Here is an 18663-nt window from a genome sequence, read left to right on the forward strand (position 1 = left end):
GTGTTGCATAAATATTTCACAATAAATTAACAATAAAATCACCAATGATCTATGGTTTATACATAATTAACATATTTGGTTGGTTTTGATATAAATCAATTTTTAATTCTTGAAAAAAATCTGCAAAACACGATAAATTGTCGTAGATCAAATTGGTGAGATCGTGACAATTTCGCTATAAATTGATCACTGTCGAAAAATGCAAATTTGCTCAATAAAAACCTGTTTATTGTAAGGATTTTGCGGCGTAATATAATTACGGGATCAATTTGGTTTATTCATTAACATATTTGTAACTTTTTTATCATTGTCTTTTCCTCTTTAGATGAAATGGCAACGATAGAGGCGAGCAAATAATTTTGTATTGGGGCATGCGTGTGACCCTTTCTAACGGGGTTCACTCTCGGAGTCTTCATGCGATGAGCAAGGAGTCATGATGTTAGATATAGTCGAACTGTCGCGCTTACAGTTTGCCTTGACCGCGATGTACCACTTCCTTTTTGTGCCACTGACGCTCGGTATGGCGTTCCTGCTGGCCATTATGGAAACGGTCTACGTCCTTTCCGGCAAACAGATTTATAAAGATATGACCAAGTTCTGGGGCAAGTTGTTTGGTATCAACTTCGCTCTGGGTGTGGCTACCGGTCTGACCATGGAGTTCCAGTTCGGGACTAACTGGTCTTACTATTCCCACTATGTAGGGGATATCTTCGGTGCGCCGCTGGCAATCGAAGGTCTGATGGCCTTCTTCCTCGAATCCACCTTTGTAGGTCTGTTCTTCTTCGGTTGGGATCGTCTGGGTAAAGTTCAGCATATGTGTGTCACCTGGCTGGTGGCGCTCGGTTCAAACCTGTCCGCACTGTGGATTCTGGTTGCGAACGGCTGGATGCAAAACCCAATCGCGTCCGATTTCAACTTTGAAACTATGCGTATGGAGATGGTGAGCTTCTCCGAGCTGGTGCTTAACCCGGTTGCTCAGGTGAAATTCGTTCACACTGTAGCGTCTGGTTATGTTACTGGCGCGATGTTCATCCTCGGTATCAGCGCATGGTATATGCTGAAAGGTCGTGACTTCGCCTTCGCTAAACGCTCCTTTGCTATCGCTGCCAGCTTCGGTATGGCTGCCGTTCTGTCTGTTATTGTTCTGGGTGATGAATCCGGCTACGAAATGGGCGACGTGCAGAAAACCAAACTGGCTGCTATTGAAGCCGAGTGGGAAACGCAACCTGCGCCTGCTGCCTTTACTCTGTTCGGCATTCCTGATCAGGAAGAGGAGACGAACAAATTTGCGATCCAGATCCCTTACGCGCTGGGCATCATTGCAACGCGTTCCGTGGATACTCCAGTTATCGGCCTGAAAGAACTGATGGTGCAGCATGAAGAACGCATTCGTAACGGGATGAAGGCGTACTCTCTGCTCGAACAACTGCGTTCTGGTTCTACCGACCAGGCGGTTCGTGACCAGTTCAATAGCATGAAGAAGGACCTCGGTTACGGTCTGCTGCTGAAACGCTATACGCCAAACGTGGCTGATGCGACTGAAGCGCAGATTCAACAGGCAACCAAAGACTCCATTCCGCGTGTAGCGCCGCTGTACTTCGCGTTCCGTATCATGGTGGCGTGTGGCTTCCTGCTGCTGGCAATCATCGCGCTCTCTTTCTGGAGTGTCATCCGCAACCGCATTGGCGAGAAAAAATGGCTCCTGCGCGCCGCGCTGTACGGTATTCCGCTGCCGTGGATTGCTGTAGAAGCGGGCTGGTTCGTGGCTGAATATGGCCGCCAACCGTGGGCTATCGGTGAAGTGCTGCCGACAGCTGTGGCGAACTCGTCACTGACCGCAGGCGATCTCATCTTCTCAATGGTGCTGATTTGCGGCCTGTATACCCTGTTCCTGGTGGCAGAATTGTTCTTAATGTTCAAGTTTGCACGCCTCGGCCCAAGCAGCCTGAAAACCGGTCGCTATCACTTTGAGCAGTCTTCCACGACTACTCAGCCGGCACGCTAAGACAGGAGTCGTCAAATGATCGATTATGAAGTATTGCGTTTTATCTGGTGGCTGCTGGTTGGCGTTCTGCTGATTGGTTTTGCAGTCACTGATGGTTTCGACATGGGGGTGGGCATGCTCACCCGTTTCCTCGGTCGTAACGACACCGAGCGTCGAATTATGATTAACTCCATCGCACCACACTGGGACGGTAACCAGGTTTGGCTGATCACCGCAGGCGGCGCACTGTTTGCTGCCTGGCCGATGGTCTATGCCGCTGCGTTCTCCGGCTTCTATGTGGCGATGATCCTCGTGCTGGCGTCTTTGTTCTTCCGTCCGGTCGGTTTTGACTACCGCTCCAAGATTGAAGAAACCCGCTGGCGTAACATGTGGGACTGGGGCATCTTCATTGGTAGCTTCGTTCCGCCGTTGGTGATTGGTGTAGCGTTCGGTAACCTGTTGCAGGGCGTACCGTTCAACGTTGATGAATATCTGCGTCTGTACTACACCGGTAACTTCTTCCAGCTGCTTAACCCGTTCGGCCTGCTGGCAGGCGTGGTGAGCGTAGGGATGATCATTACTCAGGGCGCAACCTATCTGCAAATGCGTACCGTGGGCGAACTGCACCTGCGTACCCGTGCAACGGCTCAGGTGGCGGCACTGGTGACACTGGTCTGCTTCGCACTGGCTGGTGTATGGGTGATGTACGGTATCGATGGTTATGTCGTGAAATCGACAATGGACCATTACGCAGCCTCTAACCCGCTGAATAAAGAAGTGGTTCGTGAAGCTGGCGCATGGCTGGTTAACTTCAACAACACGCCAATTCTGTGGGCTATTCCGGCACTGGGTGTGGTTCTGCCGCTGCTGACCATCCTGACTGCACGTATGGATAAAGCCGCATGGGCGTTTGTGTTCTCCTCCCTGACGCTGGCCTGCATCATCCTGACTGCCGGTATCGCAATGTTCCCGTTTGTGATGCCGTCCAGCACCATGATGAACGCAAGCCTGACAATGTGGGATGCAACTTCCAGCCAGCTGACACTTAACGTCATGACCTGGGTTGCGGTGGTTCTGGTACCGATCATTCTGCTCTACACCGCCTGGTGTTACTGGAAAATGTTCGGTCGTATCACCAAAGAAGATATTGAACGTAACACCCACTCTCTGTACTAAGTAAGGAGCTAAAAATGTGGTATTTCGCATGGATTCTGGGAACGCTTCTTGCCTGTTCGTTTGGGGTAATCACCGCGCTGGCGCTTGAGCACGTCGAATCAGGCAAAGCCGGTCAAGAAGACATCTGATGAGTAAGATTATCGCAACCTTGTATGCGGTAATGGACAAGCGCCCCCTGCGGGCGCTTTCCTTCGTGATGGCGCTTCTGTTAGCAGGATGTATGTTTTGGGACCCATCACGTTTCGCCGCGAAGACCAGTGAACTGGAAATCTGGCATGGTTTATTGCTGATGTGGGCCGTCTGTGCTGGTGTGATTCACGGCGTGGGCTTTCGTCCGCAGAAGGTTCTTTGGCAAGGGATTTTTTGCCCATTGCTTGCCGATATTGTTCTCATTGTCGGGCTGATTTTCTTCTTCTTTTAAATCAGAATTCTCTTTAAAAAATTATGGGCCGCTCCAGGCCCATAAATTTTTACGCTCCCTTAACTTGCCCTCATTCCCAAACCTCAATCGCGCGCGTATAGTAGCAGCGTTTAAAAGCTCTAACTTTTGTTGCATTACCGGGATGTAAAGTGAATACAACGCTGTTTCGATGGCCGGTTCGCGTCTACTATGAAGATACCGATGCCGGTGGTGTGGTGTACCACGCCAGTTACGTCGCTTTTTATGAAAGAGCACGCACAGAGATGCTGCGTCATCATCACTTCAGTCAGCAGGCGCTGATGGCTGAACGCGTTGCCTTTGTGGTACGTAAAATGACGGTGGAATATTACGCACCTGCGCGGCTCGACGATATGCTCGAAATACAGACTGAAATAACATCAATGCGTGGCACCTCTTTGGTTTTCACGCAACGTATTGTCAACGCCGAGAATACTTTGCTGAATGAAGCAGAGGTTCTGGTTGTTTGCGTTGACCCACTCAAAATGAAGCCTCGTGCGCTTCCCAAGTCTATTGTCGCGGAGTTTAAGCAGTGACTGACATGAATATCCTTGATTTGTTCCTGAAGGCTAGCCTTCTGGTTAAACTTATCATGTTGATTTTGATTGGTTTTTCAATCGCATCTTGGGCCATTATTATCCAGCGGACCCGTATTCTTAACGCAGCGGCGCGCGAAGCCGAAGCGTTTGAGGATAAATTCTGGTCTGGAATCGAACTCTCTCGCCTCTATCAAGAGAGCCAGGGGAAACGGGATAATCTGACCGGTTCGGAACAAATCTTTTACAGCGGGTTCAAAGAATTTGTGCGCCTGCATCGTGCCAATAGCCATGCGCCGGAAGCCGTAGTAGAAGGGGCGTCGCGTGCGATGCGTATTTCCATGAACCGTGAACTTGAAAATCTGGAAACGCACATTCCGTTCCTCGGTACGGTTGGCTCCATCAGCCCGTATATTGGTCTGTTTGGTACGGTCTGGGGGATCATGCACGCCTTTATCGCCCTCGGGGCGGTAAAACAAGCAACACTGCAAATGGTTGCGCCCGGTATCGCAGAAGCGTTGATTGCGACGGCAATTGGTCTGTTCGCCGCAATTCCGGCGGTAATGGCTTATAACCGTCTCAACCAGCGCGTAAACAAACTGGAACTGAATTACGACAACTTTATGGAAGAGTTTACCGCGATTCTGCACCGCCAGGCGTTTACCGTTAGCGAGAGCAACAAGGGGTAAGCCATGGCCAGAGCGCGTGGACGAGGTCGTCGCGATCTCAAGTCCGAAATCAACATTGTACCGTTGCTGGACGTACTGCTGGTGCTGTTGCTGATCTTTATGGCGACAGCGCCCATCATCACCCAGAGCGTGGAGGTCGATCTGCCAGACGCTACTGAATCACAGGCGGTGAGCAGTAACGATAATCCGCCAGTGATTGTTGAAGTGTCTGGTATTGGTCAGTACACCGTGGTGGTTGAGAAAGATCGCCTGGAGCGTTTACCACCAGAGCAGGTGGTGGCGGAAGTGTCCAGCCGTTTCAAGGCCAACCCGAAAACGGTCTTTCTGATCGGTGGCGCAAAAGATGTGCCTTACGATGAAATAATTAAAGCACTGAACTTGTTACATAGTGCGGGTGTGAAATCGGTTGGTTTAATGACGCAGCCTATCTAAACATCTGCGTTTCCCTTGCTTGAAAGAGAGCGGGTAACAGGCGAACAGTTTTTGGAAACCGAGAGTGTCAAAGGCAACCGAACAAAACGACAAGCTCAAGCGGGCGATAATTATTTCAGCAGTGCTGCATGTCATCTTATTTGCGGCGCTGATCTGGAGTTCGTTCGATGAGAATATAGAAGCTTCAGCCGGAGGCGGCGGTGGTTCGTCCATCGACGCTGTCATGGTTGATTCAGGTGCGGTAGTTGAGCAGTACAAACGCATGCAAAGCCAGGAATCAAGCGCGAAGCGTTCTGATGAGCAGCGCAAGATGAAGGAACAGCAGGCTGCTGAAGAACTGCGTGAGAAACAAGCGGCTGAACAGGAACGCCTGAAGCAACTTGAGAAAGAGCGGTTAGCTGCTCAGGAACAGAAAAAGCAGGCTGAAGAAGCCGCAAAACAGGCCGAGTTAAAGCAGAAGCAAGCGGAAGAGGCGGCAGCGAAAGCGGCGGCAGATGCTAAAGCGAAGGCCGAAGCGGATGCTAAAGCTGCGGAAGATGCAGCGAAGAAAGCGGCTGCAGATGCGAAGAAAAAAGCAGAAGCAGAAGCCGCCAAAGCCGCAGCCGAAGCGCAGAAAAAAGCCGAGGCAGCCGCTGCGGCGCTGAAGAAGAAAGCGGAAGCGGCAGAAGCAGCTGCAGCTGAAGCAAGAAAGAAAGCGGCAACTGAAGCTGCTGAAAAAGCCAAGGCAGAAGCTGAGAAGAAAGCGGCTGCTGAAAAGGCTGCAGCTGATAAGAAAGCGGCAGCAGAGAAAGCTGCAGCCGACAAAAAAGCAGCAGAAAAAGCGGCTGCAGAAAAGGCAGCAGCTGATAAGAAAGCAGCGGCAGAAAAAGCCGCCGCAGACAAAAAAGCGGCAGCTGCAAAAGCAGCAGCTGAAAAAGCCGCTGCAGCAAAAGCTGCCGCAGAGGCAGATGATATTTTCGGTGAGCTAAGCTCTGGTAAGAATGCACCGAAAACGGGGGGAGGGGCGAAAGGGAACAATGCTTCGCCTGCCGGGAGTGGTAATACTAAAAACAATGGCGCATCAGGGGCCGATATCAATAACTATGCCGGGCAGATTAAATCTGCTATCGAAAGTAAGTTCTATGACGCATCGTCCTATGCAGGCAAAACCTGTACGCTGCGCATAAAACTGGCACCCGATGGCATGTTACTGGATATCAAACCTGAAGGTGGCGATCCCGCACTTTGTCAGGCTGCGTTGGCAGCAGCTAAACTTGCGAAGATCCCGAAACCACCAAGCCAGGCAGTATATGAAGTGTTCAAAAACGCGCCATTGGACTTCAAACCGTAATCGCGATGTTGACTGTTCCGACGGTCAACATCAGGCACCGGTTGCCACGGGGTTCTGGTAGTTTTGTGTATTTTAGTTTGTTAACATTCTGCTAAATTATCGTGGGCCATCGGTCCAGATAAGGGAGATATGATGAAGCAGGCATTACGAGTAGCATTTGGTTTTCTCATACTGTGGGCATCAGTTCTGCATGCTGAAGTCCGCATTGTGATCGACAGCGGTGTAGATTCCGGTCGTCCTATTGGAGTTGTTCCTTTCCAGTGGGCGGGCCCTGGTGCGGCACCTGAAGATATTGGCGGCATCGTTGCTGCCGACTTGCGTAACAGCGGTAAATTTAATCCGTTAGATCGCGCTCGTCTGCCACAGCAGCCGGGTAGTGCGCAGGAAGTACAACCAGCTGCATGGTCCGCGCTGGGTATTGACGCTGTAGTTGTCGGTCAGGTCACTCCGAATCCGGATGGTTCTTACAATGTTGCTTATCAACTTGTTGACACTGGCGGCGCACCGGGTACTGTACTTGCTCAGAACTCGTACAAAGTGAACAAGCAGTGGCTGCGTTATGCTGGTCATACCGCCAGTGATGAAGTGTTTGAAAAACTGACCGGTATTAAAGGTGCGTTCCGTACCCGTATTGCCTACGTTGTTCAGACCAACGGCGGTCAGTTCCCGTATGAACTGCGCGTATCTGACTATGACGGTTACAACCAGTTTGTCGTTCACCGTTCACCACAGCCGCTGATGTCCCCGGCGTGGTCACCAGACGGTTCTAAACTGGCTTATGTGACCTTCGAAAGCGGTCGTTCCGCGCTGGTTATCCAAACGCTGGCAAACGGCGCTGTACGTCAGGTGGCTTCATTCCCGCGTCACAACGGTGCGCCTGCATTCTCGCCAGACGGCAGCAAACTGGCATTCGCCTTGTCGAAAACCGGTAGCCTGAACCTGTACGTAATGGATTTGGCTTCTGGTCAGATCCGCCAGGTGACTGATGGTCGCAGTAACAATACCGAACCGACCTGGTTCCCGGACAGCCAGAACCTGGCATTTACTTCTGACCAGGCCGGTCGTCCACAGGTTTATAAAGTGAATATCAACGGCGGTGCGCCACAACGTATTACCTGGGAAGGTTCGCAGAACCAGGATGCGGATGTCAGCAGCGACGGTAAATTTATGGTAATGGTCAGCTCCAACGGTGGGCAGCAGCACATTGCCAAACAAGATCTGGCAACGGGAGGCGTACAAGTTCTGTCGTCCACGTTCCTGGATGAAACGCCAAGTCTGGCACCTAACGGCACTATGGTAATCTACAGCTCTTCTCAGGGGATGGGATCCGTGCTGAATTTGGTTTCTACAGATGGGCGTTTCAAAGCGCGTCTTCCGGCAACTGATGGACAGGTCAAATTCCCTGCCTGGTCGCCGTATCTGTGATAATAATTAATTGAATAGTAAAGGAATCATTGAAATGCAACTGAACAAAGTGCTGAAAGGGCTGATGATTGCTCTGCCTGTTATGGCAATTGCGGCATGTTCTTCCAACAAGAACGCCAGCAATGACGGCAGCGAAGGCATGCTGGGTGCCGGCACTGGTATGGATGCGAACGGCGGCAACGGCAACATGTCTTCCGAAGAGCAGGCTCGTCTGCAAATGCAACAGCTGCAGCAGAACAACATCGTTTACTTCGATCTGGACAAGTACGATATCCGTTCTGACTTCGCTCAAATGCTGGATGCACATGCAAACTTCCTGCGTAGCAACCCGTCTTACAAAGTCACCGTAGAAGGTCACGCGGACGAACGTGGTACTCCGGAATACAACATCTCCCTGGGTGAACGTCGTGCGAACGCCGTTAAGATGTACCTGCAGGGTAAAGGCGTTTCTGCAGACCAGATCTCCATCGTTTCTTACGGTAAAGAAAAACCTGCAGTACTGGGTCATGACGAAGCGGCATACTCCAAAAACCGTCGTGCGGTACTGGTTTACTAAGAGAATTGCATGAGCAGTAACTTCAGACATCAACTATTGAGTCTGTCGTTACTGGTTGGTATAGCGGCCCCCTGGGCCGCTTTTGCTCAGGCACCAATCAGTAGTGTCGGCTCAGGCTCGGTCGAAGACCGCGTCACTCAACTTGAGCGTATTTCTAATGCTCACAGCCAGCTTTTAACCCAACTCCAGCAACAACTCTCTGATAATCAATCCGATATTGATTCCCTGCGTGGTCAGATTCAGGAAAATCAGTATCAACTGAATCAGGTCGTGGAGCGGCAAAAGCAGATCCTGTTGCAGATCGACAGCCTCAGCAGCGGTGGTGCAGCGGCGCAATCAACCAGCGGTGATCAAAGCGGTGCGGCGGCATCAACGACGCCGACAGCTGATGCTGGTACTGCGAATACTGGCGCGCCGGTGAAAAGCGGTGATGCAAACACGGATTACAATGCAGCTATTGCGCTGGTGCAGGATAAATCCCGCCAGGATGACGCAATGGTGGCATTTCAGAATTTCATCAAAAATTACCCTGATTCAACTTACCTGCCAAACGCCAATTATTGGCTGGGTCAGTTAAACTACAACAAGGGTAAAAAAGATGATGCGGCGTACTATTTTGCTTCGGTAGTGAAAAACTATCCGAAGTCACCAAAGGCTGCAGATGCGATGTTTAAAGTCGGCGTCATCATGCAGGACAAAGGTGACACCGCAAAAGCGAAAGCCGTATACCAGCAGGTTATCAGTAAATACCCTGGTACTGATGGCGCTAAACAGGCGCAAAAACGTCTGAACGCGATGTAATGCATAACACACGACCAGAAGTCGCATTATTTCTGGTCGTGTCGTGCGAATCATAAGCAGTTGAGTGATCTACATCGAAATTTTTGTTGCGCTCAAGTCTGAAATCAGTAATATATGCCGCCGTTGCCACGGGATATCAAACAAACCGAAAGCAACGAAAAAGTGGGTCGTTAGCTCAGTTGGTAGAGCAGTTGACTTTTAATCAATTGGTCGCAGGTTCGAATCCTGCACGACCCACCACTAACCTAGTTAGTTGTAGTATCCAGCGAAGTATCGGGTGATTAGCTCAGCTGGGAGAGCACCTCCCTTACAAGGAGGGGGTCGGCGGTTCGATCCCGTCATCACCCACCACCGGGTCGTTAGCTCAGTTGGTAGAGCAGTTGACTTTTAATCAATTGGTCGCAGGTTCGAATCCTGCACGACCCACCACTAATTACGGTGGGTTCGGTGGAAGTAGTTTGTAGTATCCAGCGCAGTATCGGGTGATTAGCTCAGCTGGGAGAGCACCTCCCTTACAAGGAGGGGGTCGGCGGTTCGATCCCGTCATCACCCACCACTCGGGTCGTTAGCTCAGTTGGTAGAGCAGTTGACTTTTAATCAATTGGTCGCAGGTTCGAATCCTGCACGACCCACCAATTTTAACATCAAACTCAGATGTTAAGCGTGAAGGATAACGTTGCGCCAGCAACGGCCCGTAGGGCGAGCGAAGCGAGTCATCCTGCACGACCCACCAATCTTAAAGATTGGCCCCGAGTAAAAATCTTTCAGGTAACACCCGTATGGGTCGTTAGCTCAGTTGGTAGAGCAGTTGACTTTTAATCAATTGGTCGCAGGTTCGAATCCTGCACGACCCACCATCCTGAATGATTAAAGCAGCATAATCCCGCAAGGGGTCGTTAGCTCAGTTGGTAGAGCAGTTGACTTTTAATCAATTGGTCGCAGGTTCGAATCCTGCACGACCCACCAATGTAAAAAAGCGCCCTAAAGGCGCTTTTTTGCTATCTGCGATACTCAAAGATTCGAACCTGCAGCAGGTTTGAGTTGAGCGTAGCGAAACAACGGAGCCGCTCGCGGCGACGGCCCGAAGGGCGAGCGAAGCGAGTCATCCTGCACGACCCACCAATGTAAAAAAGCGCCCTAAAGGCGCTTTTTTGCTATTCAGGCATCTCTCAATTTCAATTCTTGACCCTGATGACATACTCCGCGCTTGCTGCGTAAACAACTTTACGTCGGAGGAATAAGACGCAAAGTGTGGCATTCGGCATCTCATACGTAATTCGAGTGACTTTTCCCTACCATTCGACTATCTTGTTTAGCATATAAAACAAATTACACCGATAACAGCGAATATCACGCTAATGTCGGTTTTAACGTTAAGCCTGTAAAACGAGATGGTAAGATGAGCGTGATGTTTGATCCAGACACGGCGATTTATCCTTTCCCCCCGAAGCCGACGCCGTTAAGCATTGATGAAAAAGCGTATTACCGCGAGAAGATAAAACGTCTGCTAAAAGAACGTAATGCGGTGATGGTTGCCCACTACTATACCGATCCCGAAATTCAACAACTGGCAGAAGAAACCGGTGGCTGTATTTCTGATTCTTTGGAAATGGCGCGCTTCGGTGCAAAGCATCCCGCTTCTACGTTGTTAGTCGCTGGGGTGAGATTTATGGGAGAAACCGCCAAAATTCTCAGTCCGGAAAAAACAATTCTGATGCCGACACTTCAGGCTGAGTGTTCACTGGATCTCGGCTGCCCTGTTGAAGAATTTAACGCATTTTGCGATGCCCATCCCGATCGTACTGTCGTCGTCTACGCCAACACTTCTGCTGCGGTAAAAGCGCGGGCAGATTGGGTGGTAACTTCAAGCATTGCCGTCGAACTTATTGATCATCTTGATAGTTTGGGTGAAAAAATCATCTGGGCACCCGACAAACATCTGGGGCGTTACGTGCAAAAACAGACGGGCGCAGACATTTTATGCTGGCAGGGTGCTTGCATTGTGCATGATGAATTTAAGACTCAGGCGTTAACCCGCTTGCAAGAAGAATACCCGGATGCTGCCATACTGGTGCATCCAGAATCACCACAAGCTATTGTCGATATGGCGGATGCGGTCGGTTCCACCAGTCAACTGATCGCTGCTGCGAAAACATTGCCACATCAGCGGCTTATCGTGGCAACCGATCGGGGTATTTTCTACAAAATGCAGCAGGCGGTGCCAGATAAAGAGTTACTGGAAGCACCAACCGCGGGTGAGGGCGCAACCTGCCGCAGCTGCGCGCATTGTCCGTGGATGGCCATGAATGGCCTCCAGGCCATCGCTGAGGCATTAGAACAGGAAGGAAGCAATCACGAGGTTCATGTTGATGAAAGGCTGCGAGAGAGGGCGCTGGTGCCGCTCAATCGTATGCTGGATTTTGCGGCTACACTACGTGGATAACGAATAATAAGGCGTAACGTTACGCTTTGGGGGAAAGATGGATTTTTTTAGTGTGCAGAATATCCTGGTACATATACCAATAGGAGCAGGCGGTTATGATCTCTCATGGATCGAAGCGGTAGGCACAATCGCCGGGTTGCTGTGTATTGGCCTTGCCAGTCTGGAGAAGATCAGCAACTACTTCTTTGGCCTGATCAACGTCACCTTATTTGGCATTATTTTCTTTCAGATTCAGCTGTATGCCAGCCTGCTATTACAGGTGTTTTTCTTTGCCGCGAATATTTACGGCTGGTATGCGTGGTCGCGACAAACCAGTCAGAACGAGGCGGAGTTGAAAATTCGCTGGTTGCCATTGCCGAAGGCACTCAGCTGGTTGGCGGTTTGCGTTGTTTCGATTGGTCTGATGACGGTATTTATCAATCCGGTGTTTGCATTTTTGACCCGCGTGGCAGTCATGATCATGCAAGCATTAGGATTACAGGTTGTGATGCCTGAACTGCAACCGGACGCTTTCCCGTTTTGGGATTCCTGCATGATGGTGTTATCTATCGTGGCAATGATTCTGATGACGCGTAAGTATGTGGAAAACTGGCTGTTGTGGGTGATTATTAACGTGATTAGCGTCGTTATTTTTGCACTTCAGGGCGTTTACGCCATGTCTCTAGAGTACATCATCCTGACCTTTATTGCGCTCAACGGCAGCCGGATGTGGATCAACAGCGCACGTGAAAGAGGCTCACGCGCGCTGTCCCATTAATGGTGATGATGTGAATGGCCAGACACCCCTTCATTCAGGTGGCAGTCTGGCCCATGACAAGGTTGATATTCCATCTGAATGGTGGCGTGCTCAATCTGATAGTGATCCATCAGGTAGTGTTGGATCTGATCCAACAAGGCATCGTGATCGTGTGGCGGGATCACCTGCACATGCAACGTCATCACCGGCTTCTCGCCTACCATCCATACATGCACATGGTGCACATTGCGGACTTCCGGGATTTCCCGGCACATACGACGCTTCAGTTCAGCGATATCCAGCGATACCGGTGCACCCTCAAGTAATTCATTCACGCTATCTTTCAACAGTCGCCACGCGCTACGCAGAACCAGAAGCGACACCAGTATCGAGAGAATGGGGTCAGCAGGTGTCCAGCCGGTCCAGATAATAATCAACGCGGCAATAATAGCCCCAACCGAACCCAGCAGGTCCCCGAGCACATGCAGTGCCGCTGCTCGTACGTTGAGGTTTTTCTCTTCGCTGCCGTGATGAAGTAACCAGAAAGAAAGTATATTTGCCAGCAACCCAGCCACGGCAATTGCCATCATCATGCCGCCCTCTACCGGACGCGGCGTGCGGAAGCGTTCTATCGCCTCCCAGACAATCAAAATGGTAATTACCACGAGGGCGATGGCATTCACAAACGCCGCGAGCGTGGTCAGTCTTAGCCAACCGAAAGTATGGCGAATGGTGGGAGGACGACGTGAAAATTGCACGGCGAGTAGGGCGAAAAGCAGGGCGGCAGTATCGGTCAACATATGACCCGCATCGGCCAGCAAAGCCAGAGAACCAGAAAGAAAACCACCAATGACTTCTACCAGCATAAACCCGGCAGTCACGCCGAAAGCATACAACAAGCGACGAGCATTATTATCTTCTGGCAGGTGTGAGGACGTGTGTGAGTGTGAGTGCGCCATGACGAGTCATCCCTTAATTATTCTCACTTAACTTTATGACATCATACTGCTTTTAGAAGTGAAAAATTAAAAGGGAGAGACTCCGCTCTCCCATTATTGGCTATTTTGCAGGGTTACTGCGTGGTACCGTCGGTTTTGGTATCGACATCATTATTGATGCCATCACCGGTTTGTACCTTTTTATTGATATCCGGGCAGCGACCATCTTTGCACATGGTGTTCTTGTGCTCTTCATCTTTGGTCATGCCGTCATTGTTCATTGAAGAACCATCCGGATGCAGCATAGTGCCGCCAGAACCGGTATTTACCCCGTTATTGTCGACGTTATTTGGCGCGACATTTTCACGGGCGTCAGGGGCTACCTGGCCCGCATCAGCTGCGGCGTTTGCCTGGCCGTTATTGGTTTGCGCTCCGCTATCGGCAGCCAGTGCGGCACCGCTGGCAAGGCTTAGAGTGGCAGTCAGAAATAGTGTGGCCAGTTTTGTCATTTTCATAGGATGCTCCTGTTATGGTCGTTATGTCGGATAACCTCTTCCAACAGTGCATTTGCAGGTGAATATAAGGCATTGGTTTAAGATTTCAGCCAGGCAAAGAAATCCAGCAGAGAATCTTGAAATAATTAACAAACAAAGGAGTTACAGTTAGAAATTGTAGGAGAGATCTCGTTTTTCGCGACAATCTGGCGTTTTTCTTGCTAATTCCAGGATTAATCCGTTCATAGTGTAAAACCCCGTTTACACATTCTGACGGAAGATATAGATTGGAGGTATTGCATTCACTAAGATAAGTATGGCAACACTGGAACAGACATGAATTATCAGAACGACGATTTACGCATCAAAGAAATCAAAGAGTTACTTCCTCCTGTCGCATTGCTGGAAAAATTCCCCGCTACTGAAAATGCCGCTAATACGGTTGCCCATGCCCGAAAAGCGATCCATAAAATCCTGAAAGGGAATGATGATCGCCTGTTAGTGGTGATTGGTCCGTGCTCAATTCATGATCCTGTAGCGGCTAAAGAGTACGCAACTCGCTTGTTGGCGCTGCGTGAAGAGCTGAAAGATGAGCTGGAAATCGTAATGCGCGTCTATTTTGAAAAGCCGCGCACCACGGTGGGCTGGAAAGGGCTGATTAACGATCCGCATATGGACAATAGCTTCCAGATCAACGACGGTTTGCGTATTGCCCGTAAATTGCTGCTCGATATTAACGACAGCGGTCTGCCAGCTGCGGGTGAATTCCTCGATATGATCACTCCTCAGTATCTCGCTGACCTGATGAGCTGGGGCGCAATTGGTGCACGTACCACGGAATCGCAGGTGCACCGCGAACTGGCGTCTGGTCTTTCTTGTCCGGTAGGTTTTAAAAATGGCACAGACGGTACGATTAAAGTGGCTATCGATGCCATTAATGCCGCCGGTGCGCCGCACTGCTTCCTGTCCGTAACTAAATGGGGGCATTCGGCGATTGTGAATACCAGCGGTAACGGCGATTGCCATATCATTCTGCGCGGCGGTAAAGAGCCTAACTACAGCGCGAAGCACGTTGCTGAAGTGAAAGAAGGGCTGAACAAAGCAGGCCTGCCAGCACAGGTGATGATCGATTTCAGCCATGCTAACTCGTCAAAACAATTCAAAAAGCAGATGGATGTTTGTGCTGACGTTTGCCAGCAGATTGCCGGTGGCGAAAAGGCCATTATTGGCGTGATGGTGGAAAGCCATCTGGTGGAAGGCAATCAGAGCCTCGAGAGCGGGGAGCCGCTGGCCTACGGTAAGAGCATCACCGATGCCTGCATTGGCTGGGATGATACCGATGCTCTGTTACGTCAACTGGCGAATGCAGTAAAAGCGCGTCGCGGGTAAGGTTTAATTGTCGGATGCACCGCAAGAGTGGCGTATCCGATGAATCACCATAGGCCTGATAAGACGCGCAGCGTCGCATCAGGCAATGTGCTCCATTGTTAGCAACAAAAAAGCCGACTCACTTGCAGTCGGCTTTCTCATTTTTAAACGAATGACATTTACTTCGCTTTACCCTGGTTAGCAACCGCCGCTGCTTTCGCTGCGATCTCGTCAGCATTACCCAGATAATAGCGTTTCAGCGGTTTGAAATTCTCGTCGAACTCATACACCAGCGGCACGCCAGTCGGGATATTCAGCTCAAGAATCTCTTCTTCGCTCATGTTATCAAGATATTTCACCAGCGCACGCAGGGAGTTACCGTGTGCGGCGATGATTACGCGCTCACCGCTCTTCATACGCGGTAGAATAGTTTCATTCCAGTAAGGGATCACGCGGTCAATGGTCAGCGCCAGGCTTTCCGTCAGCGGCAGTTCTTTCTCGCTCAGTTTCGCGTAACGCGGATCGTGACCCGGATAACGCTCATCATCTTTAGTCAGTTCCGGCGGAGTCACTGCAAAACCACGACGCCACTGTTTCACCTGCTCGTCGCCATACTTTTCAGCAGTTTCCGCTTTGTTCAGACCCTGCAACGCACCGTAGTGACGTTCGTTCAGTTTCCAGGATTTCTCAACGGGCAGCCATGCCTGATCCAGTTCGTCCAGCACATTCCACAGGGTATGGATAGCGCGTTTCAGCACAGAGGTGTAAGCAAAGTCAAAGCTGTAACCTTCCTCTTTCAGCAGCTTACCTGCTGCTTTTGCTTCGCTTACGCCTTTCTCAGACAGATCCACGTCGTACCAACCGGTGAAACGGTTTTCTTTGTTCCACTGACTTTCGCCATGACGAACCAGAACCAGCTTAGTTACAGCCATATACTTACTCCTCAAATCATCTTTTAATGATAATAATTCTCATTATATTGCCGTGACGAAGCAACAGCAATGCTTACGCATAACCATAGCGAAAATAGTGGCGCAGTGTAAGGTTGTTGTGAATATTGAGTTGCAAATATGTCGGTGTTTGCTGGTGATTTGAACAATATGAGATAAAGCCCTCATGACGAGGGCTTAACATTACTCAGCAATAAACTGATATTCCGTCAGGCTGGAATACTCTTCGCCAGGACGCAGGAAGCAGTCCGGTTGCGGCCATTCAGGGTGGTTCGGGCTGTCCGGCAGAAACTCGCTTTCCAGAGCCAGCCCTTGCCAGTCGGCGTAAGGTTCGGTTCCCCGCGACGGTGTGCCGCCGAGGAAGTTGCCGGAGTAGAATTGCAGAGCCGGAGCGGTGGTGTAGACCTTCAGCTGCAATTTTTCATCTGCTGACCAGACATGCGCCGCCACTTTCTTGCCATCGCCTTTGGCCTGTAACAAGAATGCGTGATCGTAACCTTTCACTTTGCGCTGATCTTCGTCGGCAAGAAACTCACTGGCGATGATTTTGGCGCTGCGGAAATCAAAAGACGTTCCGGCGACAGATTTCAGGCCGTCGAGCGGAATGCCGCCTTCATCAACCGGCAGATATTCGTCCGCCAGAATCTGCAACTTGTGATTGCGCACGTCAGACTGCTCGCCGTCAAGATTGAAATAGACGTGATTAGTCATATTCACCGGGCAAGGTTTATCAACTGTGGCGCGATAAGTAATGGAGATACGGTTATCGTCGGTCAGACGATATTGCACCGTCGCGCCGAGATTACCCGGGAAGCCCTGATCGCCATCATCTGAACTCAGGGCAAACAGCACCTGACGATCGTTCTGGTTCACAATCTGCCAGCGACGTTTGTCGAACCCTTCCGGGCCGCCGTGCAGCTGGTTAACGCCCTGACTTGGCGAAAGCGTCACGGTTTTACCGTCAAAGGTATAACGGCTATTGGCGATGCGGTTGGCATAACGACCAATAGAGGCCCCCAGAAACGCGGCCTGATCCTGATAGCATTCCGGGCTGGCACAGCCGAGCAGCGCCTCGCGGACGCTGCCATCGGAAAGCGGAATACGGGCTGAAAGTAAAGTCGCACCCCAGTCCATCAGCGTGACTACCATCCCTGCGTTGTTACGCAAAGTTAACAGTCGGTACGGCTGACCATCGGGTGCCAGTGCGGGAGTTTCGTTCAGCACTGTCCTGCTCCTTGTGATGGTTTACAAACGTAAAAAGTCTCTTTAATACCTGTTTTTGCTTCATATTGTTCAGCGACAGCTTGCTGTACGGCAGGCACCAGCTCTTCCGGAATAAGCGCGACGATACAGCCGCCAAATCCGCCGCCGGTCATGCGTACGCCACCTTTGTCGCCAATCACAGCTTTGACGATTTCTACCAGAGTGTCAATTTGCGGCACGGTGATTTCGAAATCATCGCGCATAGAGGCATGAGACTCCGCCATCAACTCGCCCATACGTTTCAGGTCGCCTTGCTCCAGCGCGCTGGCAGCTTCAACGGTGCGGGCGTTTTCAGTCAGGATATGACGCACGCGTTTCGCCACGATTGGGTCCAGCTCATGTGCAACAGCGTTGAACGCTTCAATGGTGACATCGCGCAGAGCTGGCTGCTGGAAGAAACGCGCACCGGTTTCGCACTGTTCACGACGGGTGTTGTATTCGCTGCCAACCAGGGTACGTTTGAAGTTACTGTTGATGATGACGACAGCCACACCTTTCGGCATGGAAACTGCTTTGGTCCCCAGTGAGCGACAGTCAATCAGCAAGGCATGATCTTTCTTGCCGAGTGCGGAAATTAGCTGATCCATGATCCCGCAGTTACAGCCAACAAACTGGTTTTCTGCTTCCTGACCGTTAAGCGCGATTTGTGCGCCGTCCAGCGGCAGATGATAAAGCTGCTGCAATACGGTTCCGACCGCGACTTCCAGTGAAGCGGAAGAACTTAACCCGGCACCCTGCGGCACATTGCCGCTGATCACCATGTCCACACCGCCGAAGCTGTTGTTACGCAGTTGCAGATGTTTCACCACGCCACGAACGTAGTTCGCCCATTGATAGTTTTCATGCGCGACAATGGGCGCATCGAGGGAAAACTCGTCGAGCTGATTTTCATAATCGGCTGCCATTACGCGAACTTTACGGTCATCGCGTGGCGCACAACTGATCACGGTTTGATAATCAATCGCGCAGGGCAGAACGAAACCGTCGTTGTAGTCGGTGTGTTCACCAATCAAATTCACGCGGCCAGGCGCCTGAATGGTGTGAGTGGCAGGGTAGCCAAATGCGTTGGCAAACAGAGATTGCGTTTTTTCTTTCAGACTCAT

At 50.7% G+C, this 18663-nt stretch carries 19 protein-coding genes, 7 tRNA genes and 1 other RNA gene; 22 read left to right on the top strand and 5 right to left on the bottom strand.

The features are described from left to right. Positions 1-436: 436 nt before the first annotated feature. From cydA to pnuC, 21 genes are all read left to right on the top strand, one after another. The gene (gene cydA / locus ACJHW7_RS00205) at positions 437-2005 is read left to right on the top strand and encodes a cytochrome ubiquinol oxidase subunit I (protein ID WP_000884361.1); all 1569 of its coding nucleotides are present in this window, start codon (positions 437-439) and stop codon (positions 2003-2005) included. Between the two features lie 15 nt (positions 2006-2020). Next, positions 2021-3160 (top strand): cytochrome d ubiquinol oxidase subunit II, encoded by a 1140-nt coding sequence (gene cydB / locus ACJHW7_RS00210; RefSeq protein ID WP_000568275.1) that lies wholly within the window; start codon positions 2021-2023, stop codon positions 3158-3160. Between the two features lie 14 nt (positions 3161-3174). Beyond that, positions 3175-3288, top strand: a complete 114-nt coding sequence (gene cydX, locus ACJHW7_RS00215) for a cytochrome bd-I oxidase subunit CydX (protein ID WP_000270282.1) — start codon at positions 3175-3177, stop codon at positions 3286-3288. Beyond that, positions 3288-3581 carry a cyd operon protein YbgE gene (gene ybgE / locus ACJHW7_RS00220; RefSeq protein ID WP_000034602.1) on the top strand — a complete coding sequence of 98 codons (294 nt, stop codon included), beginning with the start codon at positions 3288-3290 and terminating at the stop codon, positions 3579-3581. The genes cydX and ybgE overlap by 1 nt, the downstream gene beginning before the upstream one ends. 149 nt (positions 3582-3730) lie before the next feature. Continuing rightward, positions 3731-4135, top strand: coding sequence for a tol-pal system-associated acyl-CoA thioesterase (gene ybgC / locus ACJHW7_RS00225; protein WP_001098384.1), 405 nt, complete (start codon positions 3731-3733; stop codon positions 4133-4135). Then, a complete protein-coding gene (tolQ, locus tag ACJHW7_RS00230; protein ID WP_000131314.1) occupies positions 4132-4824 on the top strand; it encodes a Tol-Pal system protein TolQ in 693 nt (230 codons plus the stop codon). The genes ybgC and tolQ overlap by 4 nt, the downstream gene beginning before the upstream one ends. Before the next feature lie 3 nt (positions 4825-4827). Continuing rightward, positions 4828-5256, top strand: a complete 429-nt coding sequence (tolR, locus tag ACJHW7_RS00235) for a colicin uptake protein TolR (RefSeq protein ID WP_000090097.1) — start codon at positions 4828-4830, stop codon at positions 5254-5256. 64 nt (positions 5257-5320) lie between these two features. After that, positions 5321-6586 (top strand): cell envelope integrity protein TolA, encoded by a 1266-nt coding sequence (tolA, locus tag ACJHW7_RS00240; protein WP_000030622.1) that lies wholly within the window; start codon positions 5321-5323, stop codon positions 6584-6586. Positions 6587-6718: 132 nt separating this feature from the next. Beyond that, the gene (tolB, locus tag ACJHW7_RS00245) at positions 6719-8011 is read left to right on the top strand and encodes a Tol-Pal system beta propeller repeat protein TolB (RefSeq protein WP_001295307.1); all 1293 of its coding nucleotides are present in this window, start codon (positions 6719-6721) and stop codon (positions 8009-8011) included. Between the two features lie 34 nt (positions 8012-8045). Further along, complete coding sequence (pal, locus tag ACJHW7_RS00250) at positions 8046-8567, top strand: peptidoglycan-associated lipoprotein Pal (RefSeq protein ID WP_001295306.1); 522 nt, start codon at positions 8046-8048, stop codon at positions 8565-8567. 9 nt (positions 8568-8576) lie between these two features. Then, positions 8577-9368, top strand: coding sequence for a cell division protein CpoB (gene cpoB / locus ACJHW7_RS00255; protein ID WP_021556606.1), 792 nt, complete (start codon positions 8577-8579; stop codon positions 9366-9368). 164 nt (positions 9369-9532) lie between these two features. Then, positions 9533-9608: transfer RNA gene (locus ACJHW7_RS00260), tRNA-Lys, on the top strand. Positions 9609-9643: 35 nt separating this feature from the next. After that, positions 9644-9719: transfer RNA gene (locus ACJHW7_RS00265), tRNA-Val, on the top strand. A gap of 2 nt (positions 9720-9721) precedes the next feature. Then, positions 9722-9797, top strand: a tRNA-Lys gene (locus tag ACJHW7_RS00270). A 51-nt stretch (positions 9798-9848) separates the two neighbouring features. Continuing rightward, positions 9849-9924, top strand: a tRNA-Val gene (locus ACJHW7_RS00275). A gap of 3 nt (positions 9925-9927) precedes the next feature. Then, positions 9928-10003 (top strand) — tRNA-Lys (locus ACJHW7_RS00280). Positions 10004-10149: 146 nt separating this feature from the next. Continuing rightward, positions 10150-10225 (top strand) — tRNA-Lys (locus tag ACJHW7_RS00285). 33 nt (positions 10226-10258) lie between these two features. Then, positions 10259-10334 (top strand) — tRNA-Lys (locus tag ACJHW7_RS00290). A gap of 30 nt (positions 10335-10364) precedes the next feature. Then, positions 10365-10490, top strand: a non-coding RNA gene (locus ACJHW7_RS00295) — RtT sRNA. Between the two features lie 277 nt (positions 10491-10767). Further along, complete coding sequence (gene nadA / locus ACJHW7_RS00300; RefSeq protein WP_000115280.1) at positions 10768-11811, top strand: quinolinate synthase NadA; 1044 nt, start codon at positions 10768-10770, stop codon at positions 11809-11811. 37 nt (positions 11812-11848) lie between these two features. Beyond that, entirely contained in the window at positions 11849-12568 is a 720-nt protein-coding gene (gene pnuC, locus ACJHW7_RS00305; RefSeq protein ID WP_000345410.1) for a nicotinamide riboside transporter PnuC, read from the top strand. Here pnuC and zitB read toward each other — a convergent pair. Beyond that, positions 12565-13506, bottom strand: a complete 942-nt coding sequence (zitB, locus tag ACJHW7_RS00310) for a CDF family zinc transporter ZitB (protein ID WP_000951276.1) — start codon at positions 13504-13506, stop codon at positions 12565-12567. The genes pnuC and zitB overlap by 4 nt on opposite strands. Positions 13507-13619: 113 nt before the next feature. Continuing rightward, entirely contained in the window at positions 13620-14000 is a 381-nt protein-coding gene (locus tag ACJHW7_RS00315; protein WP_000784348.1) for a YbgS-like family protein, read from the bottom strand. 315 nt (positions 14001-14315) lie between these two features. On the opposite strand from ACJHW7_RS00315, the gene aroG reads away from it, so the two are divergent. After that, a complete protein-coding gene (gene aroG / locus ACJHW7_RS00320; protein ID WP_001109194.1) occupies positions 14316-15368 on the top strand; it encodes a 3-deoxy-7-phosphoheptulonate synthase AroG in 1053 nt (350 codons plus the stop codon). A 158-nt stretch (positions 15369-15526) separates the two neighbouring features. On the opposite strand, the gene gpmA is transcribed toward aroG, so the two are convergent. The 3 genes from gpmA to galK form a co-directional block, all read right to left on the bottom strand. Next, positions 15527-16279, bottom strand: coding sequence for a 2,3-diphosphoglycerate-dependent phosphoglycerate mutase (gene gpmA, locus ACJHW7_RS00325; RefSeq protein WP_001295305.1), 753 nt, complete (start codon positions 16277-16279; stop codon positions 15527-15529). 201 nt (positions 16280-16480) lie between these two features. Then, positions 16481-17521 (bottom strand): galactose-1-epimerase, encoded by a 1041-nt coding sequence (galM, locus tag ACJHW7_RS00330; protein ID WP_021556607.1) that lies wholly within the window; start codon positions 17519-17521, stop codon positions 16481-16483. Continuing rightward, entirely contained in the window at positions 17515-18663 is a 1149-nt protein-coding gene (galK, locus tag ACJHW7_RS00335; RefSeq protein WP_021556608.1) for a galactokinase, read from the bottom strand. The genes galM and galK overlap by 7 nt, the downstream gene beginning before the upstream one ends.

Origin of the sequence: Escherichia sp. WS1152, assembly GCF_046487665.1 — a bacterium.
In the GTDB taxonomy this organism is placed as follows: domain Bacteria; phylum Pseudomonadota; class Gammaproteobacteria; order Enterobacterales; family Enterobacteriaceae; genus Escherichia; species Escherichia coli.

Excerpts from the sequence above, each read along its gene's own strand:
- cydA (WP_000884361.1), top strand. The coding sequence starts at position 437 with ATGTTAGATATAGTCGAACTGTCGCGCTTACAGTTTGCCTTGACCGCG.
- cydB (WP_000568275.1), top strand. The coding sequence starts at position 2,021 with ATGATCGATTATGAAGTATTGCGTTTTATCTGGTGGCTGCTGGTTGGC.
- cydX (WP_000270282.1), top strand. The coding sequence starts at position 3,175 with ATGTGGTATTTCGCATGGATTCTGGGAACGCTTCTTGCCTGTTCGTTT.
- ybgE (WP_000034602.1), top strand. The coding sequence starts at position 3,288 with ATGAGTAAGATTATCGCAACCTTGTATGCGGTAATGGACAAGCGCCCC.
- tolR (WP_000090097.1), top strand. The coding sequence starts at position 4,828 with ATGGCCAGAGCGCGTGGACGAGGTCGTCGCGATCTCAAGTCCGAAATC.
- tolB (WP_001295307.1), top strand. The coding sequence starts at position 6,719 with ATGAAGCAGGCATTACGAGTAGCATTTGGTTTTCTCATACTGTGGGCA.
- pal (WP_001295306.1), top strand. The coding sequence starts at position 8,046 with ATGCAACTGAACAAAGTGCTGAAAGGGCTGATGATTGCTCTGCCTGTT.
- cpoB (WP_021556606.1), top strand. The coding sequence starts at position 8,577 with ATGAGCAGTAACTTCAGACATCAACTATTGAGTCTGTCGTTACTGGTT.
- nadA (WP_000115280.1), top strand. The coding sequence starts at position 10,768 with ATGAGCGTGATGTTTGATCCAGACACGGCGATTTATCCTTTCCCCCCG.
- pnuC (WP_000345410.1), top strand. The coding sequence starts at position 11,849 with ATGGATTTTTTTAGTGTGCAGAATATCCTGGTACATATACCAATAGGA.
- zitB (WP_000951276.1), bottom strand. The coding sequence starts at position 13,506 with ATGGCGCACTCACACTCACACACGTCCTCACACCTGCCAGAAGATAAT.
- ACJHW7_RS00315 (WP_000784348.1), bottom strand. The coding sequence starts at position 14,000 with ATGAAAATGACAAAACTGGCCACACTATTTCTGACTGCCACTCTAAGC.
- aroG (WP_001109194.1), top strand. The coding sequence starts at position 14,316 with ATGAATTATCAGAACGACGATTTACGCATCAAAGAAATCAAAGAGTTA.
- gpmA (WP_001295305.1), bottom strand. The coding sequence starts at position 16,279 with ATGGCTGTAACTAAGCTGGTTCTGGTTCGTCATGGCGAAAGTCAGTGG.
- galK (WP_021556608.1), bottom strand. The coding sequence starts at position 18,663 with ATGAGTCTGAAAGAAAAAACGCAATCTCTGTTTGCCAACGCATTTGGC.